Raw genomic sequence first — 25737 nt, 5'->3', positions numbered from 1 at the left:
CGGGTAGGACATCATGACCACCAAGGCGGACTGGCAGCGAATCCCGCTGATCGTCTCCTTTCCGGAGACCGCGAAATACACCGAGACCTACGGCTTTGCCGGCAATTCCGGCAGGGTCAATCTCGAGGGCCAGCTTCTGCGTGGCACCGGCGCGCCGTCGAAGACGGTCTATGTCTTCATGCATCCAACCTCGACCCTGCAGCTCCTGCCGATGCCGACGGCGCTTGCCGATGCCGGCCTGCACGTGCTTTGCGCCGCCAGCCGTTATCCGAAGAACGACACCGCTCTCATCATGGAAAAGGTGGCAATCGACCTCGGCAAGTGGCTCGATCATGCCCGTGGCGAGCTCGGTTACGAGAAGGTGGTGCTGGTCGGCTGGTCGGGCGGCGGGTCGCTGTCGCTGTTCTACCAGGCGCAGGCCGAGAACCCGACGATCACCCATACGCCGGCCGGCGACGAGGTCAACCTTGTCGAAGCGGGGCTGAAGCCTGCAGACGGCGTGATCTTCATCGCCGCTCACCTGTCGCGTGCCGAAACGCTGACCGAATGGCTCGATCCGTCGGTTCTCGACGAACTCGACCCGGATCTCCGCGACCCGGAATTCGATATCTATTCGCCGGACTGCCCGCACCAGCCACCCTATTCGGCGGAATTCATCCAGCGGTTCCGGGCCGTCCAGGTCGCCCGCAACCGCAAGATCACCCATTGGGCGCTCGACATGCTCGCGGAGCTGAAGCGCCGCGGTTCGTTCGAGCAGGAGCGCGCCTTCATCGTCCACCGCACCATGTGCGACGTGCGCTGGTTCGACGGCACCATCGACCCGAACGACCGGCCGATCGGCAAGAGCTATATGGGTGATCCGCGCACCGTCAATGTCGGGCCGGTCGGACTTGCCCGCTTCACGACGCTGCGCTCCTGGCTTTCCCAGTGGAGCTACGATCTGTCGAATGCCAAGGGGCCGATGAACGCGGCGCTGATCAAGCGCTCGCCAGTGCTGCAGATCGAGAACAATGCCGACGAGGCTGTCCCGGCGACCCACAATCCGACGATCCGGGCAGCCCTCGCCACCGAAAACAAGGAATACATGACGATCCCGCACGCGACCCACTATTACCTCGGCCAGCCGGAGCTTCTGAAGGCTTGCATCGACCGGGTGATCGACTGGAGCAAGCGGCAAGGGTTGTTGGCGTGAAACCAGTCCGGCGTTCGTCGGGAACGGGCTCCGGACCATCGGGAGGTTTGACCGTGAGCTTTAATGAAAAGCACCACCGTCCAGGCTGGATCGGTGGTGCCTCATATGCCTTGCCAACAAGGCGATCGTACTTGGCTGCGCACCCCCTCATCCGCCTGTCGGCACCTTTTCCCCGCTGGGGAGAAGAAGTATGCCGCAGCGTCTTGGGTATCCCCTCCCCTCGGGGAGAGGGGGGCAGTCCTCGTCAGAGGACTGCTTTCTCTCTCAAAGGCAGAGGCCAAGCCTCAAGCCGCAGCCGATTTCCTGGCGATCATGCCGGCCTTCTTCTGAACCCATCCCTTCATCGCGTCATGAGCTTCCGAAGCGGCCTGTTCCAGATAGCCAGGCTCTTCCGTGCGCGCGGTGATTTCGAGACGCAGGCCGTTCGGGTCGAAGAAGTAGATCGAGTTGATGAACTCGTGGTCGATGACGTCGGTCGTCTTCACGCCGGCGTCCTGCAGCCGCTTCTTGAACTTCAGGACCTCCTCGACGGAATCGACCTCCATCGCGAAGTGCTGGACCCAGTCCGGCGTGTTCGGCGAGGGAAGCGGCATGACGTTTTCGCCGAGGTCGAAGAAGGCCATGTAGGAGCCGTCGCCCATTTCGAAGAAGAAATGCGCGTAGGGCTTTTCTTCGCCCGTCGACGGCACCTTGTCGGCGGTCATGCAGTTGACCAGCGGCAGGCCAAGCAGGTCCTCGTAGAACTTGCGGGTCTCCTCGCCATCGCGGCAGGGGTAGGAAAAGTGATAGAGTTTGCGAAGCTTTGGTGCGTCAACCATGGTGGTTCCTCCATATCCAGGCTTGTTGCATTGGCCGTGATGGTAGGCCTTTGCCGACCCTCCCGTGTCCACCTTGCAGGTGGACACGCCCACCACAGATTTGTTCTCAACCTTGGAGGCGTCAATGCCTGCGCTTGATGGAGACAACGTGACCGTCATGGCCGCCCTCATGGACGAAGTCGGTGAGCCCGGCTTCCCCGAAAAATTGCTGGAGACCCTGCGCGGCATCGCCGGCACCGATTTCTGTTCCGCCTTCCAGGCCGAGGAAGACGGATCGCTCACCTATCTCTTCGCCTGCGGTTATCACTCGACCATCCCGGGCTTTGCCGAGCGCGCCTCGCTCGACTATGCCCGCCGTTACTGGCTGCGCGACCGGGTGACCCGCCAGATGCTGAACGCAGGCCCCGGACTTGCCAAGGTGCAGGTCATCCGCCAGGCCTGGAACGGCATCCGTGACCCCGAATACCGCCGCGACTGTTACGAGCGCGCCCATGTGCTCGAACGCCTGACCATCTATCACTCGGAGGAACCGCGGATCTTCGCCAGCCTCTATCGCACCCGCGAAAGCGGCCCGTTCCCGCTCTCCGCCGTCGAACGGCTGGAAGCCTCCGCGCCGCTCTTGATGGCCATGGTCGTCAAGCATGTGCGCCTCCAGGGCCGTCCGCAGACGGCGCCACTGCATCCGCCACAGCAGGAGATCGCCGGGCGGCTGCTGCAGGCAGGGTTTGCGCTTTCGGGCCGCGAGGCGGAGGTTTCCGCGGGCCTGCTGCTCGGCCGCACCCATCGGGAAATTTCCGAGAAGGTCGGGCTCGCGCTCTCGAGCATCGTCACCTACCGTCAGCGCGCCTATCGCAAGCTCGGGGTCAGCGACCGGCGCGGGCTCGAAGCGCTTTATGAAGGAATTTCGCGCGTCTAACGCATCATTTCGAGGAGGGATTTCAGATGATTTCGATCAAGGACCGTATTGCCATCGTTACTGGCGCCAGCTCGGGCATCGGCTGGGGCATCGCCAAGGCGATTGCCGCTGAGGGCGCCATCACCGTTCTTGCCGCCCGCAGCGCCGACAAGCTTGAAAAACTGGCGGCCGACATCGAGGTCGAAGGCGGCCGCGCGTTCGTCGTGCCGACCGACGTCACCGACGACGCACAGGTCGAAAAGCTGTTCGCTACGGTGAAGGAAAAATATGGCCGGCTCGACATCCTGATCAACAATGCCGGCATCGCCGACCATACGCCGGTCGAAAAGCTCACCAACGAGCGCTGGCACGAGGTGATCGGGGCAAACCTGCACTCGGTCTTCTATTGCAGCCGCGCCGCCTTCGTCATCATGCAGCAACAGAAGCGCGGCCGGATCATCAACGTGGGCAGCCTTTCGTCCAAGGTACCGCGCGGCCATACCGCGGCCTATACGGCGAGCAAGTTCGCGCTCGAAGGCCTCACCCGTTCGCTCGCCGTCGATGGCCGCGAGCACGGCATTGCGGTCTCCATGGTGCATCCGGGCTCGACGGTCAGCTCGCTGGTTCCCGGCATCACCGACAAGGTCCGGCCCGCAACCATGATGCCTCTGGATGTGGCGCGGATCGTGGTGCTGATGGCGACGCTACAGGACGACGTGAACCTCTACGAAAGCATCATCCTGCCGGTCGAAATGCCGTTCCTCGGCCGCGGTTAAGCATCGGTTCAGCACGACGTCAAACGGCTTTCTTTTCGCCAGTCCCGAGATTGAAAGCCGCTTGACGCATATTCGGGTCCCTGATATCCATTTCCCCAGTAGGGAGAATTTGCTATGGAAAACCAGACCGAATCCGCTGCCGCCGGCCAGAACAATGGCAAGTGGGGCGAATATGTTACCGTGGATTTCGACGAGGGCATCGCCTGGGTGACGCTCAACCGTCCGAAGCAGCGCAACGCCATCAACCCGGGCATCGTCTGGGAAATGAACGCGATCATGGATGCGCTGGAAGAAGACGACCGCTGCAAAGTGATGGTCGTCACCGGCGCCGGCGAATCCTTCTCGGCCGGCATGGACCTCAAGGAATATTTCCGCGCTACCGACAAGGTGCCGCCGATCCAGCGCGAACGCCTCTTCCGGGCGAACGCCGCATGGCAGTGGCGCCGGATGATGTATTTCCCGAAACCGACCATCTCCATGGTCAACGGCTGGTGTTTTGGCGGCGCCTTCCAGTTCCTGGTCGGCTGCGACTTGGCCATCGCCTCGGAAGACGCCATCTTCGGCCTTTCTGAAATCAACTGGGGCATCATCCCGGCCGGTATCGTTACCAAGTCGGTGCTGGAGACGATGAGCTTCCGCGACGCGATGTATTACATCATGACCGGGGAAACCTTCACCGGCCAGCAGGCTGCGGACATGAAACTGGTCAACAAGGCCGTTTCGCCGGACGAGCTGAAGGCTGAGACCCGCAAGCTCGCCATGACGCTGATCGGCAAGAACCCCTTCGTGCTGCGCCAGGCCAAGACCGCCTGCCGTTTCACCCGCGATCTCACCTGGGAACAGGCCGGCGAATATCTGATGGCGAAGTCCGATCAGACGGAACTCCGCGACCCGGAAAACGGCCGCAATACCGGCATGAGTCAGTTCCTGGACGAGAAATCCTTCCGCCCGGGCCTCGGTGCCTACCGTCGCGACTAAGAAGTGGCTCCCATGGCTGATACGATGACCACCACTCCCAAGACGCTCGATCCGGCCAAGCCGTTCGATCTTGACCGTCTGCTGCGCCCACGATCGATCGCGATCGTGGGCGCGTCGCCGGATCCCGCTTCGATCGGCGGCGGCGTGCTCGCCAATCTCGAACTCTTCAAATATACAGGCGACCTGCATCTCGTCAGTCGTTCGCGCGACGAGATCAACGGCCGCCCCTGCGTGAAGACCATCGGCGACCTGCCCAAGGGCGTCGACGTGGTGATCCTCATCGTGCCGCAGGTGGCAATCAAGGAATCGGTGCTCGCCTGCGTCGAGCGGGATGTGGCGGGCGTCATCGTCTACTCTTCCGGCTTCGCCGAAGCCGGCGAAGAAGGCCGTCGCCAGCAGGACGAGCTTGCCGAGATCTGCCGCAAGGCGGGCATGGCGATGCTCGGACCCAATTGCATGGGCTACACCAATTACGTCGACGGCATTCCGCTGACTTTCGAGCCGGTCGACCTGCGCGGCGTCGGCGAGCGCTCGCGCGTCGCCATCGTCGCCCAGAGCGGTGCGACGGCCGCCAATATCCGCTTCGCCATGCATTCGCGCGAAATCGCGGTTTCCTACGTCATCGCCACCGGCAATGAGGCGGTGATCGCCGCCGAGGACCTGGTCGGCTGGCTGATCGAGGACAAGGACAACGCTGTCGTCGCGGTCTATGTCGAACAGGTAAAGAACCCCCAAAAGTTCCTCGCCGTCGCGCGGCGCGCCCGCGAACTCGGCAAGCCGATCGTCATGCTGCATCCGGGCTCCAGCGAGCGCGGCAAGCAGGCGGCGCAATCGCATACCGGCGCGCTTGCCGGCGACCATGCGCTGATGCAGACGGCTGTGCGCAACGAGGCCGTTGCGCTGGTGGAGACCACCGACGAGCTGTTCGACGTCACCGCCATCCTGGCACGTTATCCGTCGCCGCCGCCGGGCGAGGCGGGCATCGTCACCAATTCCGGCGCTATCCGCGGCCTCTGCTTCGATTTCTGCGAACGCGTCGGCCTGCCGATCGCGACGCTGTCGGACGAGGTGCATGCCGAGCTTGCAACGCAAGTGCCGCCTTACGTCCATGTCGACAACCCGTTCGACATCGGCACGACCGGCTTCTCCAATCCCGGTATTTTCGGCACGTCCACGGCATCCATGCTGAAGGATCCGAATGTGGGGATCGTCTTCCTGTCGCATGCGGGCGGCTCGCCGCCGATGCAGATCAAGAAGTCGGATGCGATCATTCCGGTCGCCGCAACCGCGACAAAACCGGTCATCCTCAACATCGTCGGCGACGACTATCCGCTCGACCCGACCTTCATGAAGGCGGTGCGCGACAGCGGCATTCCGTTCTTCCGCTCGCCGGAACGCGCCATGCGCGCCATGGCGGTGGTGATGAACTATGCGGCAGCGCTCGCCGCCACCAAGGACCGGGCACCGGAAGGCGAACGGATCGCCAAACTGCCGCCCTCCGGTCTCGTGGTCGAGTATGAAGGCAAGCGCATCCTTACCGATCTCGGCATCCACATCCCGAAGGGCGCTTTGGCCAAATCCGCCGACGAAGCCGCGACGATCGCAGCCGATGTCGGTTATCCGGTCGTCATGAAGGCGCAGGCAGCCGAACTCGCCCACAAGAGCGATGTCGGCGGCGTCATCGTCAATATCCCCGACGAGCCGGCGCTGCGGGCCGCGCATGAAAAGATGTATGCCAGCATTGCCAGGCACAAGCCGGGCCTGAAGCTGGACGGCGTGCTGATCGAGGGCATGGCGCGCCAGGGGCTCGAAATGGTAGTCGGCGCCAAGCGTGATCCGCAATGGGGTCCGGTCGTGCTCGTCGGCCTCGGCGGCGTCTGGATCGAGGCTCTCGCCGATGCTCGCCTGCTGCCGGCCGATATCAGCCGCGAGCGGGCGATCGCCGAAATCCGCAAGCTGAAGGCATCGAAGCTGCTGGGACCGTTCCGCGGCCAGCCGGCGCGCGATGTCGAAGCAATCGCCGACGTGGTCGTCAAGCTCGGCACGCTGATGCGCTCGCAGCCTCAGATCGTCGAAGTCGATATCAACCCGCTCGTTGTCTATGCCGAGGGGGACGGGGCTTTGGCTCTCGACGCGCTATTCGTGGTGCAGTGAGGATAGGGGAAATTTCCCCCTCATCCGCCTGCCGGCACCTTCTCCCCGAGGGGAGAAGGCGAATTGCCGCAATGTCTCAGATCCTCCTCTCCCCAGCGGGGAGAGGGTGGCCGAGCGGAGCGGAGCGGAGGCCGGGTGAGGGGGTGCGACGCCCGCTATTTTATTTTGGCAATCACGAGGGAGGAAACCGTGATGCAGACCCAATCCTATGGTGAATTGAAGCTCTTTGTGGATGGCGAGTGGCTCGGCGCGGAAGGTCGGGTGACGGAAGACGTCATCAATCCGGCCACCGGCGAGCCGATCGGCGCCCTGCCGCATGCAACTGCGGCGGACCTCGAACGAGCCGTGGCAGCCGCCACCCGTGAATTCAAGGCATGGAAGGCCACGACCGCCTTCGACCGCGCCAAGATCATCCGCAAGGCAGCCGACATCCTGCGCGAACGGGCCAATGAAATCGGCCGGCGCATGGTGCTCGACCAGGGCAAGCCGCTCGCCGAGGCGATCCCGGAAGTCCATATCTCGGCCGACATTCTCGACTGGACCGCCGACGAGGGCCGCCGCACTTATGGCCGCATCGTGCCGTCGCGCGTGCCCGGCGCCCGCTGGATGGTCACGAGAGAGCCAGTCGGCCCGGTCGCCGGCTTCACGCCCTGGAATTTTCCGGGCGTCATCCCGGCGCGAAAAATTTCGGCCGCGCTCGCCACCGGCTGCACCATGGTCATCAAGCCCTCGGAAGAGACACCCTCGACCGTGCTCGAGATCGCCCGCGCGCTGCAGGATGCCGGCCTGCCGAACGGCGTGCTGAACGTCGTGCACGGTAAGCCGGCGGAGGTCTCCGAACACCTGATCGCTTCGGACGGCATCCGCAAGATCACCTTTACCGGCTCGACCGCCGTCGGCCAGCATCTCGCGGTTCTCGCCGCGAAAGCCGGCGTCAAGCGCGCCACGATGGAACTCGGCGGCCATGCCCCCGTGCTGATCTTCGAGGACGCCGATATCGACCACGCCATCCGCGTCATGGTGCACGCGAAATACCGCAATGCCGGCCAGGTCTGCATCTCGCCGACCCGGTTCTACGTGCATGACAGCGTCCACGACAAGTTCGTCGACGGCTTTGCCAAGGCGGCCTCGGCCTTGAAAGTCGGCGACGGTCTCGACCCGTCGAGCCAGATGGGACCGCTCGCCAACAGCCGTTGCGTGCCGGCGATGGAGCGCATGGTCGCCGATGCCGTGCAGCGTGGCGCCAAGGTAAAGGCCGGCGGCGAGCGCGGCAGCAATCGCGGCTATTTCTTCCAGCCGACCGTGCTGGCCGACGTGCCGCAGGAGGCGATCATCATGAATGACGAGCCCTTCGGCCCTGTCGCCGTCACTGCCCGCTTCACCTCCTTCGACGAGGTGATCGAACAGGCCAACCGGCTGCCCTACGGCCTTGCCTCCTATGCCTTCACCCGCTCGAGCCAGACCGCTGCGATGGTCAGCGACGCGCTCGAGGCCGGCATGGTCGGCATCAACAACAACTTCATCTCGATGGCCGAAACGCCGTTCGGCGGCGTCAAGCAGAGCGGCTACGGCTCCGAAGGCGGCACCGAGGGCATGGACGCCTATCTCGTCACCAAGATGACCAGCCTGTCATAAGGTCCCGGACCTTTTAGGAGAACATGATGACCATTGAAGCAAGCGATCTGGGCGGAGAGAACGTCAAGGTTGAATTCGAGGACGGCATTGCCTGGGTAAAACTGAACCGCCCGGACAAGCGCAATGCCATGAGCGTCGGTCTTGCCGAAGACATGATCCGAGTGCTCGACGCGCTTGAAATCGACGACCGCGCCGGCGTGATCATCCTGACCGGCGAGGGCGAAGCCTTTTCCGCCGGCATGGACCTCAAGGACTTCTTCCGCGCCACCGACGGCGTTTCCGACGTCAAGCGCATGCGCGCCTACCGCTCGACCCGCGCCTGGCAGTGGCGCCTGCTGATGCACTACGCCAAGCCGACCATCGCCATGGTCAACGGCTGGTGCTTTGGCGGTGCCTTCACCCCGCTGATCTGCTGCGATCTGGCGATCGCTTCCGAAGATGCAGTGTTCGGCCTGTCGGAAATCAACTGGGGCGTCATCCCCGGCGGCGTCGTCTCCAAGGCGATCTCGACGCTGATGAACGACCGCAAGGCGATGTATTACGTCATGACCGGCGAGAAGTTCGGCGGCAAGATGGCCGAACAGCTCGGCCTGGTGAACGAGGCGGTGCCGGCCGACAAGCTTCGCGAGCGCACCGTCGAGATCGCCCGCGTGCTCCTCGAAAAGAACCCGACCGTGCTCCGCCAGGCCCGCATGGCTTACAAGTATGTGCGCGAGATGACCTGGGAGGAGTCTGCGGAATATTTGACCGCCAAGGCCGACCAGACGACGTTCGTCGACCCGGAAAAGGGCCGCGAAAAGGGGCTGTCGCAGTTTCTTGACACGAAGACCTATCGTCCGGGGCATGGGGCGTATACGCGCGAGGAGTAGTCTCACCTCTTTTGAGGGAAGCCCCCCTCATCCGCCTGCCGGCACCTTCTCCCCGAGGGGAGAGGGTGGCCGAGCGTAGCGGAGGCCAGGTGAGGGGGCGGCACCCGCTGCCTCCAAGACTAAAACGCGAGACCCAGTCATGGACCTGAACTATTCGGACGAGCAGCTTCTGTTGAAGGAAAGCGCCGAGCGGTTCCTGAAGGATCGCTACGACTTCGAGAAGCGCAACAAGATCATCGCCTCGGAGACCGGTTTCGATGCCGGCATCTGGTCCGAGATGGCCGATCTCGGCTGGCTGGCGCTGCCGTTTGCCGAAGAGAACGGCGGGCTTGGTGGCGGCGCGGTGGAAGTCTCGCTGATCATGGAAGCGATCGGCCGCGCTTTGGTGGTGGAGCCTTATCTTGCATCTATCATTCTCGCCGGCGGGCTGGTCGAAAAGCTTGGTTCCGAAGACCAAAAAGCCGAGATTCTCGGCGGCCTGTTTGCCGGCACCTCGCGCCCGGCGCTGGCGCATGCCGAGCGCCAGACCGGTTTCGGCCTCGGCAATATCGCCGCAACTACCACGAAGAGCGGGGATGGCTACGCCATCACCGGTGAGAAGCCACTGGTTCCCGGCGGCCCCTTCGCGAATATCTTTCTGGTCTCGGCCAAGCTCGACGGATCAGTAAAATTGTTCGTCATACCTGCGGATGCCGCCGGCCTGACGCAAACCGAGGTGAAACTCGTCGATGGCAGCCGCGCCAGCGATCTCGTTCTCGACAACGTTTCCCTACCCGCGTCGGCGTTATTTAGTGCTGAGGCCGATACGCTCGCCGAAATCGAAGCGGCTTACGACCGCGTCAATGCGGCGCTTGCCTCGGAAGCGGTCGGCATCATGGATGCGCTGCTGGACGCGACCGTTGCCTATACCAAGGAACGCGTGCAGTTCGGCAAGCCGCTCGCCGCCTTCCAGGCACTTCAGCACCGCATGGCCGAGATGGCGGTGAAATGCCAGGAGGCCCGCGGTTCCGCATTGCTTGCCACGCTTTCCGTCGATGCGCCGCGCATGACGCGCATCCGCGGCGTTTCCGGCGCCCGTGCCAAGATCGGCAAGGTTTCCCGCTCCGTCGCGCAGGAGGCGATCCAGCTGCATGGAGCCATGGGCTTTTCGGAAGAAATGCCGATCGGCGCCTGGTTCCGCCGGCTTTATGCGATCGAAAACACGTTTGGCACGACCGCGGATCACCTGAAGCGCTATGGCGAGATCATCCGCGATCCTGCCATACTCTCCGGCAGCCTGCTGCGCGAACCCGGCTGAGGAGATTTCCATGGATCTGTTGATGACGGAAGAAGAGGTTCGGTTTCGCGACGAGGTTCGGACATTCCTCGACGCCCATCTGGACGAGGGCCTGAAGCGCGCCGAGCGGCTGAACCCCAGCTTCCTCGCCGACCCCGCTATCGGCCTCGAATGGCAGGCGAAGCTCAACGACAAGGGCTGGGCCGCTCCATCCTGGCCGAAACAGCATGGAGGCCCAGGCTGGACGCTCGCCGAGCGCTACATTTTCGACCAGGAATGCGAGCGCGCCGGCGAGCCGCATTTCCGCGGCGCCTCGATCAAGATGATCGCTCCGGTCATCATGCGCTACGGCAACGATGCGCAGAAGAGCTTTTACCTGCCGCGCATCCTGAGTGGCGAGGATCTCTGGGCGCAGGGTTATTCCGAACCCGGCTCCGGCTCCGACCTTGCCTCGCTGAAGACCAGGGCGGTGCTCGACGGCGATCAATATGTCGTCAACGGCTCAAAGATCTGGTCGACGCTGGCGCATCACGCCACGCGGATGTTCGCGCTGGTACGCACCGCCGACACGGGCAAAAAGCAGGAAGGCATCACCTTCATCCTGATCGACCTGAAATCGCCCGGCGTCACCGTCCGGCCGATCCGCTCGATCTGCGGCACGCATGAGTTCAACCAGGTCTTCTTCGATGATGTGAAAGTGCCGGTCTCCGACCGCATCGGCGCGGAAGGCGACGGTTGGGACATCGCAAAATACCTGCTTGAATTCGAGCGGGGCGGCGCCTTCGCCGGCGGCGTACTGCGCGCCATGCTAGCGCGCCTGCACCGGCTTTCCTCAGAACCACGGCCCGGCGGGCGAAAGATGATCGACGATCCGCTGTTCATGGCGCGCTTTGCCGAGATTGCCACGGATGTCGACGCCAATGACATGCTGGAGCTTTCGGCCATGTCCAAGGTCCAGGCGGGCGGCAATCCGGGGTCGGTGCCGTCCTCAACGATGAAGATCGAGCGCAGCCGCATCCGCCAGTCGATCGCCGAACTCGCGGCCTCGATCCTCGGGCCCGATGCGCTGCGCTTTGAAGAGCACCGACCGCTGCACGAGCTGCCGGAGGAAAGTGAGATCGACGAAGAGCGCAAGGTCGCCTCCGCCGTCTATTTCAATTCCCGCTCCCAGAGCATTTTCGGCGGCAGCAACGAGATTCAGCTGGAGATTATCGCAAAGACGCTGCTGAGATGAGCGTCTTCTGAAACCATATCCCATCCAGCGCGTTACCGGCCGAACCGATCAACCCGGAGAACGCCCGTTGGATATCATCCGCATTCTGCTCGCCTTCATCCTGCCACCGCTCGGGGTGTTCCTCCAGGTGGGGCTCGGCCTGCATTTCTGGCTGAACATCCTGCTCACTCTCTGCGGCTGGCTTCCCGGCATCGTGCATGCGCTGTGGGTGATCCTCAAGAAATAGCCGGATCAAACCCGCGTCGCCTGTGAAAGAAGCAGCCGGCTCCGGGGCTAGGCAGCGATATCGGCGATTTCGCCTGTCTGCCAGAGAATGCGCGGATCCGACATGTCGCCGCTTTCCATGTCGACCTGAACCGAATAGGCCGCGACCCCGACGAAACGGTCGGCCATGGCGCGGGCGATCTTCTCGGCCGAAGCGGCGTTCGAGGCCACGCGCATCTCGCCAGGCGTCACGTTGCCCCGAACTTTCTTGAACGGCAGCACGATGAATTTTTCTGACCTGGACATGGCGTTTCCTTCTTTGCGCCACTCTGGCGACATGCTCGCTGCGAAGTCAACAGCGGCCATTGGAAATAGCCCTGTCCCCCAAGTTGACACGAGTTTGCGCTACCCGAATAGTGGCTCCGTTGGAGCGGGTCCGCGCTGGCCGGTCGGGAATAGCTATTCCTTATGGCCACGATATTGCGGCAGGTCGTCGGTGATCTCGTGCCACGGCGCTTTCGAACCGACGAAGATATGGTGCGTCGGCCGGATTGTCGGGGCGTCGACCAGCGTACCCATGGCCACATGCACCCAGGCAGCTTCGCGCACCAGCGAATAGAGAAGCGAACCACAGGCCCTGCAATGGGCGTTATGGGTATCGACGTCGCCGAAGATCAGCAAACCGTCGTCGCCTTTCACCATGGCAAACTTCTGCCGTTCGATGCCCGCGAAGGGCTTGAAAGCCGAGCCGGTGGTGCGGCGGCAATCCGAACAATGGCAATTGGCCGCATAAACGAAAGCGTCTTCCACTTCATAGGCGACTGCGCCGCAATAACATTTGCCGTTTAATCTCGTCATCGCCTGATCCCGCCCAGATATCAGTTGACAGGCGCAGCTCTCAGCGCCGTCGATGCAGCCGCGGCCGCTATCGCAGATTACGCGGGGCGGCAGCGGAATAAAGTCCCATCACCGAAAGTTGAAGGCAGGCTCGCGGAGGAGAGTCGCCCTCGGTCGCCTCTGTGTTACAGTTTTAAGAAATCGATAACGCAGTGATTGGATTGGCAATGCTTACAACACTCGCGATGCTCATGAGCCTTTCCGCCGCTGCCACCGCCCCCATGGTCGCGCAGCAAAAGGGAGGCGAAGTCGATGTGGAACTGGTCCTAGCGGTCGATACGTCCCGCTCCATGGACTACGAGGAAGTCCGCGTCCAGCGCGAGGGATATCTCGAGGCGCTCAAGCACAAGGAATTCATCACGGCGGTGAAGACCGGGCTGAACGGCCGCATCGCCATCAGCTATTTCGAATGGGCCGGTGACGTGGTGCCGGATTCGATCATCGACTGGACAATCATCGAAAACGAGCAGGACGCGATCAATTTTGCCGCCAAGCTCGAGGCCCGGCCCATCAATACCCAGCGCCGCACGTCGATTTCCGCCGCGATCGTCCAGGGCGCGACGATGATCGTCGCCAATTCCTATCGTGGCACGCGTCAGGTGATCGACATTTCCGGCGACGGGCCGAACAATTCCGGCAATCCGGTCGTGCCGGTCCGTGAGAAGGCCCTGGAGGCCGGCATCATCATCAACGGGCTGGCGATCATGCTGAGGCCCTCCGGCGCGGCCGGTGGGCTCGACAAATATTATGGCGACTGCGTCATCGGCGGACCTGGCTCCTTCGTACTGCCGGTTCACAAGATCGAGGATTTCGCCGTCGCCGTGCGCCGCAAGCTGGTCCTCGAGATCAGCGGGCTCACGCCGCCGGCAACCGTGCAGAAGGTGGCGGGCAACCAGCCTTCCAGCGACTGTCTGGTCGGCGAGAAGCAATGGCAGGATCTGTTCGATCGGTGATGCCTTGTCCCGGGTTCTCGTCCGGGCGGAACATTTCATCCGATTTCAGAGTTTCTTTCCGCTTATCGCAAGACGGGAGGGAGCCGGCGTTGAACGGGGCCAGGGCGGAACGGGGCAATGACGTAGGCGCAAGCCGGAGTTTTCTGATCGGTCTCGGACGGGGCGCGGCCGGCGCCATGCTGTTCGGTATCCCGATGCTGATGACAATGGAGCTCTGGCAGCTCGGCTTCTATATCGAACGCTGGCGCCTGTTGCTGCTGCTGATCGTCAATATTCCGCTTCTCATATTGCTCGCCCACCGGATCGGTTTCGAGCGCACCTCCACCCTGGCGGAAGCCTGTCGCGACGCCACCATCGCCTATGGCCTCGGCATCGTCATAGGCGCGGCGGTTCTCATCATGCTCGGGGATATCAAGCCCCACATGCCGCCCTCCGAAATGCTCGGCAAGATCGCCATACAGTCCGTGCCGGCCAGCATCGGCGCGCTGCTGGGTCGCTCCCAGCTCGGCGGACAATCGGGGAATGATGAACACGAGGACGACGGGGAGGAGGATGAGGGGCAAGGCGGTGGCGCGGTGCCTGACGAAATTTCCACCAGCTACAGCCGCGAACTCTTCCTGATGGCGGTCGGCGCCCTGTTTCTCAACCTCAACGTCGCGCCGACGGAAGAAATCATCCTGATCGCCTACAAGATGACACCCTGGCACGCGCTCGTCACCATCGGCCTGTCGATCGCCATCATGCACGGGTTCGTCTATGCGGTCGCCTTCAAGGGCACCCATGAAATTTCGAAGGAAACGCCATGGTGGCACGCCTTCTTCCGCTTCACTCTGCCAGGCTACTTGGTCGCCATGCTGATCAGCTTCTACGTGCTGTGGACCTTCGGCCGGCTCGACGATACGGCGTCGACGCAGATGCTGATGTCGGCGATCGTCCTGAGCTTCCCCGGCGCAATCGGGGCCGCTGCCGCCCGCCTCATCCTGTAACGCGTGAACCTCGATGACGACCACAGCCAACAAACGCCACACCGAAGTCAAGGAGCCACACTGGATCGAATGGGCGACCGGCATGGTTTCGGCGCTCGTCGTTGTCGCCACCATCGCTTGGGTCGCCTACCACGCATGGACGCACGACGACATGCAACCGGAACTCTCAATCGCCATCACCGAGAGGCGCCAGACCGAAGGCGGCTACCGTGTCGCCTTCGATATCGCCAACAAGGCGACGGCGACGGCTGCCGCCGTTACCGTACGGGGCGAGATTCTGGATGGCGGCAACATCGTCGAGGACGCAGACGTCACGTTCGACTACGTCCCGGCGGAATCCAAATCCTCCGGCGCCATCCTGTTTTCTCAGGATCCGGGCACCCGCGAGGTGCGGGTCCGGGCGGTCGGGTATATCGATCCGTGAGGGATCAGGAATATCACCCCGGCGTCACCCGTTCGAACAGGTGTTCATAGGATAAAACCAGCCCGTCGCCGTCGATGACAAGGTCCGCTTCGAAACCTGCCGAAAGGCCGAGGTCGACGTAGCGCACCCGGCCCGGACCCTGGCGGTCGTAGCGCTGGCTCGACCGCGCCACCGTGAGCGCTGGACCATCGATGAATGCCGTATCCAAAGTCAGGCTGGCTCCCTTTTCCTCAGCGGTCCTGCGGATCGGGAACGTGTTGCAGAATGGAGTGACCGACAGGTCCGGCTCCTCCGCGCCATCGAGATCCGGACGGGCCATGTCGTTCACCCGCCAGCCTTTGCCGACGCGTTCCAGGTGCAGCAGGCCGTAGCCTTGCGCATTCCAGCGTTCGACCGTGACCGATTGAGCACGCCAGCCTGGATCGAGCCGCCAGCGATGATCGAGGCGAAAGCCGCCCGCTTCGAGGCAGAGGACCGTCGATGTCGCGGTGACGACATCCGGTTCGACCGAAAGCTCCAGCCGTTCAAATCCCTCAATATCGGTCCGACGCCAGAAAAGTATGGATGTGCTCATGCCAGAAGCTCCTCCCAAAGGTGTCCAACTCGCCGGATTACTCCGGCACCGCCGAAATATAGCGTCTCGCGATCATCCAGCACGCCAGTGCCCAGGTCGCGCCGGCGCACCAGCCGCCGAGGACGTCGGTCGGGTAGTGGACGCCGAGATAGACACGGCTGAAACCGATGATGAATGTCAGGAAGATCGCCGCGCCGATCAGGAAGATCCGCGTCGAGCGATAGGGCTGGGCGCGCGACAGCAGCGCTCCGAGCGTCAGGTAGGTGACGGCCGACAGCATTGCATGGCCGCTTGGAAAACTGAGATCGCCGACCTCGACCAGATGCGGCACGATATCCGGCCTCGGTCGTGCCACGCCGAGCTTCAGCAACGAACTCAAAAGCCAGCCGCCGGCGATCGACAGGAACATGAAGAGCGCGATCGCCCTTTGCCGCGACAACAAGAGGAAGGCCGTTCCCATCACGGTCATCAGGGTCAGCACGGTAACCCCGCCGAGCGCCGTGATGTCTCCCATGGCATGATTGAGCCAATAGGGCCCGAGCGGCGTCGCAAGATCGGTGGCATTGCGCAGGGCGAGAAGGATCTTCTCGTCGAAGGCATGGGTCTCGCCTTCCAGAACCTCGTCGGTCAAGCGGAAGAAGACAAATAGCCCGCCTGCCAGAAAGGCGATCATCATCAAGCCGATCGGCTCGAACGTCATGACCCTTTCGACCACTCTGCGTGTGACGCGCTGATGGAATGCCATCCAAACTCCTTGCTCAATTTCAGTTCACGGCCGACCGCATCGCGCCGAGCGGCCGATCCATCGAAGGCGAAATGTCCGATCTCCACCAGTCCATATAGGGTCCGGTTTGCCGCCGCCAAAGATCGGAAGCGGTGGCATCCGGATCTCCTCGACAGATCGGGAAGAACATCCGTTCGTGATCGCGGTTCCGAAGGAGAGGGCGGTCGCATGCGATCGACGGGCTGTCGATGTCGCTTATTTCTCTTGCTCGTTCCGCAAGCGCACCGGCCAGACGCCGCGCCAGTACCGGCAAGCGGAACGGGAAAGGCTGGTACAGGCGCAGGCCGAATGGAGCCAGCTCACGCTTGGAACAATTCGGTGATAATTCGTGTGCAACGACGTGGGATCATTCTTCCGCCACATGCGTTTCCCAACGCTACCAAACCCGCTCGCATGAGTCTCAACAAGGGCGGCTGAATAATTAAAGGAGTACAGGGATGAAGAAGATTGTTGCCGTGGCGCTCGCCGCTTTGCCGGTCGTAACCAGCGCCGGAACCGCCTTTTCCGCCGATGTGATTGCCCGCCGGGATCGTGTTCCGGTCTATGAAGAACAGGACCAGCGCGGCGGTGTCCGCATCGGTTATCTCGATTGCTCGATCGGCGGCGGCGTCGGTTACGTGCTCGGTTCCGCCAAGGAAGCCGATTGCGTCTTTACGACGGCGATCGGCAGCGAGCCGCTCGACCGTTATACCGGCGTGGTGCGCAAGATGGGTGTCGATCTCGGCTTCACGACCCGCTCGCGGCTGATCTGGGCCGTCTTCGCGCCGACCGCGGGTTATCACCACGGTTCGCTCGGCGGCCTCTATCAGGGCGCGACCGCTGAGGCCACCGTTGGTGCAGGCATCGGCGCCAATATCCTCGTCGGCGGGACCGCCGGCTCGATCCACCTGCAGACGGTGAGCGTTACCGGCCAGCTCGGCCTCAACGTGGCAGCAACCGGCACGTCGGTCACCCTGACGCCAGCGGGCTGAGCATTCCACGCTTCCCCTTCCCGGAAACGGGGAGGGGACCCCATGAGGTAGACACTTTGCCAGCATGAGTTCTCTCCGGCCTCTTGCTCCACGCCGTCCACATTCATACCTTAAAGGGACGGTATGGTTGACCTTTGCAGACCCTTGCGGGGTTCCGGACCGCGTATTGCCTCATCAGGATTTGCATCATGGATCTCGAGAAAAGTTTACGGTCGGTCGTGGCCGTGCGTGCTTCCATTCCGGACAATGCCTTTACGGCCAACACCCTCGGCACCCGCCGGGAAGGTGGCGGCGTGGTGATCCGCGAAAACGGATTGGTGCTGACGATCGGGTATCTGATTACCGAAGCAGAAGATGTCTGGCTGACGCGCCAGGATGGCCGCGTCGTGCCGGCTCATGCACTGGCCTATGACCAGGAAAGCGGCTTCGGCCTCGTGCAGGCCATGGCGCCGCTGGATCTGCCGGCGCTTCAGATCGGCGATTCTGCAACCGCGACGCTCGGCGATCCGGTCATCTTCGCCGATGGCGAGGGAGAATATGTGCGCGGCAATATCGTCGCCAAGCAGGAATTCGCGGGGTATTGGGAATATCTGCTGGATGAGGCGATCTTCATCGCACCCGCCCACCCCTCCTGGGGCGGGGCGGCGCTGATCGATACGGAAGGCAAGCTGCTTGGGGTCGGATCGCTGCGCCTGCAGATGAGCCGCGGCGGCGAGATCGCCGACATCAACATGGTCGTGCCGGTCAACCTTCTGAAGCCTATCCTCGACGATCTCCTCAATCGCGGCGAATTCAACCGCCCGCCACGCCCGTGGCTCGGTGCCATGTCGGCGGAAAGCAATGGCGAGGTGGTGGTCATGAGCGTCACCGAAAACGGTCCGGCCGCAAAGGCAGGCCTGAAGCGCGGCGACGTGATTTCGGAAATCCGCGACGGCGAGGTCGACGGGCTCGCGGACTTCTATCGCAAGATCTGGGACAGCGGGCCGCCCGGCGCCGAAATCCCGATGCGGATTTTGCGTGATGGACGGGAGGCCTGGCTCAGAGTGAAGTCGGCAGACCGGAATGATTTCTTGAGGAAACCGCAGTTGCAGTAATTACCGCAATTTGGCGGGGAGAGGGCTGCGACGCCGGTTTCAAACGGCTATCTCAACAAGATCGCCCGGAAATCATTGACGTTGGTGCCGGTTGGGCCCGTTTCGAATATGTCGCCAATCGCGGCAAATCCTGAAAAGCTGTCATTCCCATCGAGCAGTTTACGCCCGTCGAGCCCTGCGGCCCGCAGCCGTCTCGCCGTTGTGCCGTCCGCGAAAGCGCCGGCATTGGTTTCGGAGCCGTCGATGCCATCCGTATCGGCGGCCAGGGCGGTGATCGCGTGGCCGTCGATCGCCAGCGCCAGAGCCAGCGCGAATTCGCCGTTGCGGCCGCCCTTGCCGCCTTTCGCCCGTAGCGTCACCGTGGTCTCCCCACCGGACAGCAGAACCGCCGGCTTTGCGAACGGCCGGTCGCGGAGCGACACCTCGCGCGCAAGGGCTGCATGCACCAGGGCGACGTCGCGCGCTTCGCCTTCCACGGAGTCGGAAAGGATATAAGGCGTCACGCCATGGGCGCGGGCGACCTCGGCGGCCGCCTCCAGCGAGACGCCGGCAGAGGCTATGACAAAATGCTCGTGGCGGGCAAAGACCGGATCGTCCGGTTCTGGGGCGTTGGCAACCGGCGAGTTCAGATGCGCGATCATCGCGGCCGGCAGCTTCAGTTTGTATTGTTCGACGATGGCGAGCGCATCCTGGCGCGTCGTGGCATCAGGAATGGTCGGACCGGAGGCGACGAAGGCGGGGTTGTCACCAGGAATATCCGAGACGATCAGGCTGACGACGCGGGCCTTGGTCGCTGCCGCAAGCCTGCCGCCCTTGATGGTCGACAGATGTTTGCGAACAACATTCATGGCCGAGATCGGCGCGCCCGAGGCAAGCAGCATCTCGTTCAACGCAATCTCGTCCTCCAGCGTCAGGCCTTCCGGCGGCGCGGGCAGCAGGGCGGAGCCACCGCCGCAGACGAGCGCTATGACGAGGTCGTTTTCGGAGAGGCCACGGATCGTCTCGACCAGCCGTTTTGCGCCGGCCAGGCCTGCGGCATCCGGTACCGGATGCGACGCCTCGAGAATCTCGATCGACTTCGTTTCGCAGCCATAACCGTAGCGGGTCACGATCACGCCGGTCAGCGGGCCGGTCCACACGCCTTCGAGCGCGGCGGCCATCTGGGCCGCACCCTTGCCGGCTCCGATGACGACGGTTCGCCCGTTTTCCGGCGGGGCGGGCAGGTGCTTCACGATGCCGGTCAACGGATCCGCAGCCTTCACGGCCGCATGAAACAGCGCCTCCAGCAGTTCCCGGTCCGTCATCGCTTTTCCTCCGCATCTCCGCCACCGGGGCTCTTTCGATCACGGCAGTCAACAGCCGTCAACCGGGCTTGATCGCCGACCGGCCTTTCAAACGGAACAAAGCGAGCGAGTGTCGGTTGTCCCACGGGCTCACCAAAATGAAGGAGCGACAATATGGGTGAACATCTGAAAGAAGCGGGTTACCCAGGCCAGATCGACATCGGCGGCGACAGGTCTCCCGTGACTTACAAACTGAAGGCCAGCAAGGAAGACGACGGCGCGTTCCATGTGGCGGTGAGCCTCAGCGCCCCGCGCGACTGGCTGCTGAAACATGGCTTTCGCAAGGAGGCCACGCTGGTGCGGCAGGGTGGCGCTCAAACGCCGGTGCATTTTGAGGAAACGCTCAACGTCGCCGACAATATCTCGGTGACGCTGCGGGCCGACGACGCGGTGCTAGCCTCAATGGACGAATTGCGCCGCAGGTTTCCGGAGTTGCGAGCGACCTGAAATCGTCGGTCCCTGTTTGCGCGAAACAACCGCAGCGTATAGTCGCTAGCCCGGCCGATCGTTTGGCCGGGCATTTTGCGGTTGAGGCGGCGAGATCTTGGAGACAATTGAAAAGACAGCCCGATCCTGCGGAACCTGCACGCTCTGCTGCCGGCTTCCCGAAATCGCGGCACTGGACAAACCGCCGGATGCCTGGTGCCGGCACTGTTCGGAAGGGCAGGGCTGCGCAATCTATACCGATCGACCTCAGCTCTGTCGCGACTTCCTCTGTCTGTGGATGACGGATCCGAGTGTTCCAGAGGCGTGGCAGCCGCTGACATCGAAGATGCTCGTCTATGAGCAGGGGCCGCAGCTGACCATACTGGTCGATCCGGACCATCCGGATGCCTGGAAACAGGCGCCTTTTCTTTCCGATCTCGACAACTGGGCTAGAGCCGCGCAGGCGCGCGGCCACTACGTCATCCTGTTTTGCGGCGACGACGTGACGAAGATAGAGCCGGGCCTCACCGCGCCGGCATGATCTCCGTAGCGGCCTGGCGGATGGTCTGCATCAAGATCGACAGCGGCGTTGAGGGGTTGGCGTCGGCGCGGATGGTGAGGCCGACCGGGCCGCGGGTCTCGCTGGTGTCGATCGGCAGCGTCGCCAGAACTCCGTCCTCGATATCTGCGGCGACCACGCCTGTCGAGATGATCCAGATCGCGTCGCTCGACCGTACGAATGCACGCCCGAAGGCATCCGAGACGGTTTCCACCTGGGTCGGCAGGCTGGCGACGCCGTTGGCGATCAGGAACTGTTCGACCGAGGGCCGGATGATCGAGCCACGCGTCGGCATCAGCACCGGATAGTCGGCCAGGCCCTCGAATATCGATCGCTTGGCATCGAGCAGCGGGTGGCCGGCGCGGACGGTGAAGACGACCTGTTCCGAATAGAGATGTTCGAAGGACAGGCCGGTCATCTTTTCGGGCAATGCCAGACGGCCCACCACGAGGTCGAGCTCGCCAACCCGGAGCTGCTCCATCAAAACGGCATTATCTCCCGTCACGATCTTGACGCGGCTGCCGGTCTTTTCGGCGAGGAAGAGTGTCATGGCACGCGGCATCACGCGGGTGGAAACGGTCGGAAGCGCGCCGATCCGGACCGGCGGCGCGGAATCGAACAGTTCCTGCGAGACGGAATCCACGCCTTGGCGCAGTGCCGTCAGTGCCGCACCCGCATGGCGCAGGAACACCTCGCCATAACGGGTGATGCGGATGCCGCGACCGTCGCGCTCGAACATGGCGACACCCAGCGCCTCTTCGAGTTCGCGGATGGTCTTGGTGACGGCCGGCTGGCTGACATGCAGAATTTCGGCGGCCTTGACCACGCTTTTCTGGCGCGCGACCTCGACAAATGTATGCAAGTGCCGAAACTTGACTCGGGAATTGATCAAGATCAAATAACCCTGTGGTTAGGAGATCATGCTGAAATATCATTTTACCTAACCGGAAACTAGTGCAATCTATCAAAGCGGGAGGAGGCACTGATGCAGTTTGTACACATCAACGAGATTGTGATCCATTACGACATCCAGCGCGCGGGCGACGGAAAGCCGGTCGTCGTGTTCATCAATTCGCTTGGAACCGACAGCCGCATCTGGCATCACGAACTGCCCAAGCTCGCCGATGATTTTACGGTCCTCACCTATGACAAGCGCGGGCACGGGCTCTCCGGCCTTGGCAATCTGCCCTATTCGATCGCCGATCACGCGGCCGATCTTGCCGGCCTGCTCGACCACCTGCAGCTCAGCCAGGTGATCGTCTGCGGCCTTTCGGTCGGCGGGCTGATCGCCCAAAGCCTCTATGCCACCCGGCCCGACCTCGTGAAGGCGCTGATCTTTTCCAACACCGCCCACAAGATCGGCACGGCTGAAAGCTGGGCGGCCCGCATTGCCGCCGTCGAGCAGAACGGCATCGGCAGCATTCTCGACGCGATCATGGAGCGCTGGTTTACCGCGCCGTTCCGCAGGCCGGACAATGCCGCCTACCAGGCCTATTGCAATATGCTGGTGCGCCAGCCGACCTCCGGTTACAGCGGCACCTGCGCCGCGATCCGCGATGCGGATTTCACCGAGGCCGCGAAGAAGATCGCCGTGCCGGTGCTCTGCATCGTCGGCCGCGAGGACGGCTCGACACCGCCCGAACTCGTCAAGTCGTTTGCCGACCTGATCCCCGGCGCGCGTTACGAAATCATCGAGGGTGCCGCGCATATTCCCTGCGTCGAGGCGCCCGCTGCCCATGCCGCGCTGATCCGCGGTTTCATCGAACAGCTCGAGGAATAGACATGGCCGATCCTTCCGCGCCATCGGAACGTTATGCTCAGGGCATGAGGACTCGCCGTTCGGTACTGGGCGATGCCCATGTGGACCGCGCCCAGGCGAACCAGACGCCGTTCGACGGACCGTTCCAGGAAATGATCACCGAAGGCGCCTGGGGCACGGTCTGGTCGCGCCCGAACTGGACGAAGCGCGAGCGCTCGATAGTGACGATCGCGCTTCTCGCGGCGCTCGGCCATCACGACGAAGTCGCCATGCATATCCGCGCAACCGCCAATACGGGTGCGACAAAGGACGATATCTGCGAAGCCCTGATGCATGTGGCAATCTATGCCGGCGTTCCGGCGGCCAACCATGCCTTCAAGATCGCCAAAGCCACTTATGCCGAAATGGACGCGGACAAGGCCGCGGGAGAGCAAAAATGAAGAACACACCCCCAGAAACCACACCCTTTTTCGCCCGTGACCGGGAATGGCATCCGCCGGCATTCACGCCGGGCTACAAGACCTCGGTGCTGCGCTCGCCGCAGCGTGCGCTGATTTCGCTGGAAGGCACCAAGAGCGAGATCACCGGCCCGGTCTTTGGCCATAACATCCTCGGCGAGTTCGACAACGACCTGATCGTCAACTACGCCAAGCCCGGCGAGATGGCCCTCGGCGAACGCATCCTCGTCTACGGTCGCGTCATCGACGAGCGTGGCCGCGGCGTTCCGGGCGCGCTGGTGGAGTTCTGGCAGGCCAATGCCGGCGGCCGTTACCGTCACAAGAAGGAAACCTATCTCGCTCCGCTCGACCCGAATTTCGGCGGCTTCGGCCGTACGATCACCGACGAGGACGGCGGCTACGCCTTCAAGACCATCAAGCCCGGTCCCTATCCGTGGCCGAACGGCGTCAACGACTGGCGCCCGGCCCACATCCATTTCTCGGTTTTCGGCCATGGCTTTGCCCAGCGCCTGATCACCCAGATGTATTTCGAGGGCGATCCGATGATCTGGATTTGTCCCATCGTGAAGACCATTCCGGACGAGAACGCGATCAAGGGCCTGATCGCCGCGCTCGACATGCAGAACACCATCCCGCACGATATGCGGGCCTACAAATTCGATATCGTCCTGCGCGGCCGTCGCTCGACATTCTTCGAGAACCGTAAAGAGGGCAACTGAGATGGTCCAGCCGCTCACCTACTTCAAGGAATCCGCTTCGCAGACTGCGGGTCCGTATGTCCATATCGGCTGCACGCCGAACTTTTCCGGCATTACCGGCGTCTATGACACCGATCTTGGCTCCGGCCCGATGGTCAACGACCAGACCCGCGGTGAGCGCGTCACCATCCGCGGCTTCATCTATGACGGCACGATGACGCCGCTCAAGGATGCTATGATCGAGATCTGGCAGGCGGATGCCGACGGCTTTTATAATAGCCCGTCGGAAACGCGCGGCAAGGCCGACCCGAACTTCTTCGGCTGGGCCCGTCAGCCGGGCGACATGGCGACCGGCGAATTCGCCTTCGAAACGATCAAGCCCGGCAAGGTGCCGTTCCGCGACGGCCGCCTGATGGCACCGCACGTCACCTTCTGGGTCGTCGCCCGCGGCATCAATCTCGGCCTCAACACCCGCATGTACTTCTCCGACGAGGAAGAGGCCAATGCAGCGGATCCGATCCTGTCGCGCATCGAGCATCGGGTTCGGGTTCCCACCCTGATCGGCAAGCGTGACGGTAATACCGTCACCTTCAACATCTATCTTCAGGGCGAAAACGAAACCATATTCTTCGATATCTGAGATGGAAGAATCAGGGTTCGCCCAGGAGTAGATATGAGCGTCTCGGCTTTTGAGCATCCATTCCTGTCCGGTCTCGTCGGTGACGACGAGACCGGACAGCTGTTTTCGGTGAAAGCCGAGATCGACGCCATGCTGGCCTTCGAAACGGGCCTCGCCAAGGCCGAGGCCTCCTGCGGCATCATCCCGGCCGGGGCTGCGGAGCGCATTGCCGTAGCCTTGCAGACATTTGAGCCTGACATGGCCGGCTTGCGAAACGGCACCGCGCGCGACGGCGTCGTTGTCGCCGAACTCGTCAAGCAGCTTCGCGATGCCGTTAAACAGCAGGCGGGCGGCGGCGAGGCCGCCAAGCACGTGCATTTCGGCGCGACCAGCCAGGATGTCATCGACACCGCGCTCATGATTCGCCTGAAGCAGGCCTGCTCTCTGTTCATCGAGCGGCTCACCGCCCTCGAGAAGGCTTTCGATGACATCGACCAGGCATTCGGCAGCGGGAGGCTGATGGGCCATACCCGCATGCAGGCGGCGATCCCGATCACCGTTTCGGACCGTATCCGTGCCTGGAAGGAACCGTTGACCCGCCATCGCCAGCGGCTGGACTCGTTTTCCGAGACCGGTTTTGCCGTGCAGTTCGGCGGGGCGGCCGGCAGCCTCGAAAAATTAGGCGACAAGGCCGCCGAGGTGCGCAAGGCGCTGGCCTGGGAACTGTTCCTGACCGACGCGCCGCAATGGCAGAGCCAGCGCGACCGGCTGGCGGAATTTGCAAACACCCTCACAATGATTTCCGGCTCGCTCGGCAAGCTCGGCCAGGACGTGGCGCTGCTCGCGCTGATGGGCGGCGAAATGGAACTCGCCGGCGGCGGCGGCTCCTCCGCGATGGCTCACAAACAGAACCCGGTGGCCGCCGAGGTGCTGGTATCGCTTGCACGTTTCAACGCGGTACAGCTTTCCGGCATGCAGCAATCGATGGTGCATGAGCAGGAGCGCTCAGGTGCGGCCTGGACGCTCGAATGGCTGATCCTGCCGTCCATGGTGATCGCGACCGGCGCGGCACTGCGGCTCACAGCGGAACTTGCCGGCAATGTGAGATCGCTGGGCAAGGGCTGACGGCATCTGCATTGAAGGACGGGCAATTCTAGTATA

The 25737-nt window shown here is 62.8% G+C and carries 29 protein-coding genes; 22 read left to right on the top strand and 7 right to left on the bottom strand.

What is annotated here, in order from left to right; genetic code table 11:
- The first annotated feature begins 13 nt into the window (after window positions 1-13).
- Complete coding sequence (locus C5J22_RS00720) at window positions 14-1192, top strand: alpha/beta hydrolase (RefSeq protein WP_105436721.1); 1179 nt, start codon at window positions 14-16, stop codon at window positions 1190-1192.
- Window positions 1193-1476: 284 nt separating this feature from the next.
- Here the strand turns inward: C5J22_RS00720 and C5J22_RS00715 are convergent, their stop codons facing one another.
- Window positions 1477-2010, bottom strand: coding sequence for a VOC family protein (locus C5J22_RS00715; RefSeq protein WP_105436720.1), 534 nt, complete (start codon window positions 2008-2010; stop codon window positions 1477-1479).
- Window positions 2011-2134: 124 nt separating this feature from the next.
- On the opposite strand from C5J22_RS00715, the gene C5J22_RS00710 reads away from it, so the two are divergent.
- The 9 genes from C5J22_RS00710 (at window position 2135) to C5J22_RS00670 (ending at window position 12053) form a co-directional block, all read left to right on the top strand.
- Complete coding sequence (locus tag C5J22_RS00710; protein ID WP_105436719.1) at window positions 2135-2926, top strand: LuxR C-terminal-related transcriptional regulator; 792 nt, start codon at window positions 2135-2137, stop codon at window positions 2924-2926.
- Window positions 2927-2952: 26 nt separating this feature from the next.
- Window positions 2953-3681, top strand: a complete 729-nt coding sequence (locus tag C5J22_RS00705) for an SDR family oxidoreductase (protein ID WP_105436718.1) — start codon at window positions 2953-2955, stop codon at window positions 3679-3681.
- A 114-nt stretch (window positions 3682-3795) separates the two neighbouring features.
- Window positions 3796-4659: a p-hydroxycinnamoyl CoA hydratase/lyase gene (locus tag C5J22_RS00700; protein ID WP_046599283.1), complete on the top strand. Its 864-nt coding sequence runs from the start codon at window positions 3796-3798 to the stop codon at window positions 4657-4659.
- A gap of 12 nt (window positions 4660-4671) precedes the next feature.
- Window positions 4672-6813 (top strand): acetate--CoA ligase family protein, encoded by a 2142-nt coding sequence (locus C5J22_RS00695; RefSeq protein ID WP_205837135.1) that lies wholly within the window; start codon window positions 4672-4674, stop codon window positions 6811-6813.
- Window positions 6814-7005: 192 nt separating this feature from the next.
- Window positions 7006-8448, top strand: coding sequence for an NAD-dependent succinate-semialdehyde dehydrogenase (locus C5J22_RS00690; RefSeq protein ID WP_105436717.1), 1443 nt, complete (start codon window positions 7006-7008; stop codon window positions 8446-8448).
- A gap of 26 nt (window positions 8449-8474) precedes the next feature.
- A complete protein-coding gene (locus tag C5J22_RS00685; RefSeq protein WP_105404314.1) occupies window positions 8475-9317 on the top strand; it encodes a p-hydroxycinnamoyl CoA hydratase/lyase in 843 nt (280 codons plus the stop codon).
- 139 nt (window positions 9318-9456) lie between these two features.
- A complete protein-coding gene (locus C5J22_RS00680; RefSeq protein ID WP_105436716.1) occupies window positions 9457-10614 on the top strand; it encodes an acyl-CoA dehydrogenase family protein in 1158 nt (385 codons plus the stop codon).
- A gap of 10 nt (window positions 10615-10624) precedes the next feature.
- The gene (locus C5J22_RS00675) at window positions 10625-11827 is read left to right on the top strand and encodes an acyl-CoA dehydrogenase family protein (protein WP_105436715.1); all 1203 of its coding nucleotides are present in this window, start codon (window positions 10625-10627) and stop codon (window positions 11825-11827) included.
- 67 nt (window positions 11828-11894) lie between these two features.
- Complete coding sequence (locus tag C5J22_RS00670) at window positions 11895-12053, top strand: YqaE/Pmp3 family membrane protein (RefSeq protein WP_046605997.1); 159 nt, start codon at window positions 11895-11897, stop codon at window positions 12051-12053.
- A gap of 47 nt (window positions 12054-12100) precedes the next feature.
- Here the strand turns inward: C5J22_RS00670 and C5J22_RS00665 are convergent, their stop codons facing one another.
- Together C5J22_RS00665 and C5J22_RS00660 are read right to left on the bottom strand one after the other, a co-directional pair.
- Complete coding sequence (locus C5J22_RS00665; RefSeq protein WP_040123933.1) at window positions 12101-12337, bottom strand: hypothetical protein; 237 nt, start codon at window positions 12335-12337, stop codon at window positions 12101-12103.
- Between the two features lie 153 nt (window positions 12338-12490).
- Window positions 12491-12889, bottom strand: coding sequence for a GFA family protein (locus C5J22_RS00660; RefSeq protein ID WP_105436714.1), 399 nt, complete (start codon window positions 12887-12889; stop codon window positions 12491-12493).
- Between the two features lie 206 nt (window positions 12890-13095).
- Here C5J22_RS00660 and C5J22_RS00655 point away from each other — a divergent pair, with 206 nt between their 5' ends.
- The 3 genes from C5J22_RS00655 (at window position 13096) to C5J22_RS00645 (ending at window position 15291) form a co-directional block, all read left to right on the top strand.
- On the top strand, window positions 13096-13881 hold the full coding sequence (locus tag C5J22_RS00655; RefSeq protein WP_105436713.1) for a DUF1194 domain-containing protein: 786 nt from the start codon (window positions 13096-13098) through the stop codon (window positions 13879-13881).
- A gap of 176 nt (window positions 13882-14057) precedes the next feature.
- A complete protein-coding gene (locus C5J22_RS00650; protein WP_371412534.1) occupies window positions 14058-14867 on the top strand; it encodes a TIGR02587 family membrane protein in 810 nt (269 codons plus the stop codon).
- A 13-nt stretch (window positions 14868-14880) separates the two neighbouring features.
- Entirely contained in the window at window positions 14881-15291 is a 411-nt protein-coding gene (locus C5J22_RS00645) for a TIGR02588 family protein (RefSeq protein WP_105436711.1), read from the top strand.
- Window positions 15292-15304: 13 nt separating this feature from the next.
- Here C5J22_RS00645 and C5J22_RS00640 read toward each other — a convergent pair whose 3' ends face one another.
- Both C5J22_RS00640 and C5J22_RS00635 read right to left on the bottom strand, forming a co-directional pair.
- Window positions 15305-15865 (bottom strand): putative glycolipid-binding domain-containing protein, encoded by a 561-nt coding sequence (locus C5J22_RS00640; RefSeq protein ID WP_105436710.1) that lies wholly within the window; start codon window positions 15863-15865, stop codon window positions 15305-15307.
- Window positions 15866-15902: 37 nt separating this feature from the next.
- Window positions 15903-16610: a phosphatase PAP2 family protein gene (locus C5J22_RS00635; RefSeq protein WP_105436709.1), complete on the bottom strand. Its 708-nt coding sequence runs from the start codon at window positions 16608-16610 to the stop codon at window positions 15903-15905.
- A gap of 476 nt (window positions 16611-17086) precedes the next feature.
- Between C5J22_RS00635 and C5J22_RS00625 the strand changes: the two genes are divergently transcribed.
- Together C5J22_RS00625 and C5J22_RS00620 are read left to right on the top strand one after the other, a co-directional pair.
- Entirely contained in the window at window positions 17087-17620 is a 534-nt protein-coding gene (locus C5J22_RS00625; protein ID WP_105436707.1) for a DUF992 domain-containing protein, read from the top strand.
- Window positions 17621-17808: 188 nt separating this feature from the next.
- Window positions 17809-18714 carry a S1C family serine protease gene (locus C5J22_RS00620; protein WP_105436706.1) on the top strand — a complete coding sequence of 302 codons (906 nt, stop codon included), beginning with the start codon at window positions 17809-17811 and terminating at the stop codon, window positions 18712-18714.
- 47 nt (window positions 18715-18761) lie between these two features.
- Here C5J22_RS00620 and C5J22_RS00615 read toward each other — a convergent pair whose 3' ends face one another.
- Complete coding sequence (locus C5J22_RS00615) at window positions 18762-20018, bottom strand: glycerate kinase (protein WP_105436705.1); 1257 nt, start codon at window positions 20016-20018, stop codon at window positions 18762-18764.
- Between the two features lie 153 nt (window positions 20019-20171).
- On the opposite strand from C5J22_RS00615, the gene C5J22_RS00610 reads away from it, so the two are divergent.
- Complete coding sequence (locus C5J22_RS00610) at window positions 20172-20504, top strand: hypothetical protein (RefSeq protein WP_105436704.1); 333 nt, start codon at window positions 20172-20174, stop codon at window positions 20502-20504.
- 97 nt (window positions 20505-20601) lie between these two features.
- On the top strand, window positions 20602-21024 hold the full coding sequence (locus C5J22_RS00605) for a hypothetical protein (RefSeq protein ID WP_245440241.1): 423 nt from the start codon (window positions 20602-20604) through the stop codon (window positions 21022-21024).
- Here C5J22_RS00605 and pcaQ read toward each other — a convergent pair.
- Window positions 21008-21934, bottom strand: coding sequence for a pca operon transcription factor PcaQ (gene pcaQ, locus C5J22_RS00600; protein ID WP_105437161.1), 927 nt, complete (start codon window positions 21932-21934; stop codon window positions 21008-21010). The two genes, C5J22_RS00605 and pcaQ, sit on opposite strands and share 17 nt — an antisense overlap.
- A 93-nt stretch (window positions 21935-22027) precedes the next feature.
- Here pcaQ and pcaD point away from each other — a divergent pair, with 93 nt between their 5' ends.
- The 5 genes from pcaD to C5J22_RS00575 are packed head-to-tail and all read left to right on the top strand — an operon-like array spanning window position 22028 to window position 25701.
- The gene (gene pcaD / locus C5J22_RS00595) at window positions 22028-22822 is read left to right on the top strand and encodes a 3-oxoadipate enol-lactonase (protein WP_105436702.1); all 795 of its coding nucleotides are present in this window, start codon (window positions 22028-22030) and stop codon (window positions 22820-22822) included.
- Window positions 22823-22824: 2 nt separating this feature from the next.
- Window positions 22825-23241, top strand: coding sequence for a 4-carboxymuconolactone decarboxylase (pcaC, locus tag C5J22_RS00590; RefSeq protein WP_105436701.1), 417 nt, complete (start codon window positions 22825-22827; stop codon window positions 23239-23241).
- Window positions 23238-23978, top strand: coding sequence for a protocatechuate 3,4-dioxygenase subunit beta (pcaH, locus tag C5J22_RS00585; RefSeq protein ID WP_024163715.1), 741 nt, complete (start codon window positions 23238-23240; stop codon window positions 23976-23978). Before pcaC ends, pcaH begins: the two co-directional genes overlap by 4 nt.
- A 1-nt stretch (window position 23979) precedes the next feature.
- A complete protein-coding gene (gene pcaG / locus C5J22_RS00580; protein ID WP_105422449.1) occupies window positions 23980-24597 on the top strand; it encodes a protocatechuate 3,4-dioxygenase subunit alpha in 618 nt (205 codons plus the stop codon).
- 33 nt (window positions 24598-24630) lie between these two features.
- The gene (locus C5J22_RS00575) at window positions 24631-25701 is read left to right on the top strand and encodes a 3-carboxy-cis,cis-muconate cycloisomerase (protein ID WP_105436700.1); all 1071 of its coding nucleotides are present in this window, start codon (window positions 24631-24633) and stop codon (window positions 25699-25701) included.
- The last annotated feature ends 36 nt before the right edge of the window (window positions 25702-25737 follow it).

This window comes from Neorhizobium sp. T25_13 (genome assembly GCF_002968675.1).
GTDB lineage: Bacteria > Pseudomonadota > Alphaproteobacteria > Rhizobiales > Rhizobiaceae > Neorhizobium > Neorhizobium tomejilense.
The sequence above is the reverse complement of the archived record's forward strand: the minus strand, read 5'-3'. Positions and strand labels throughout refer to the sequence as shown.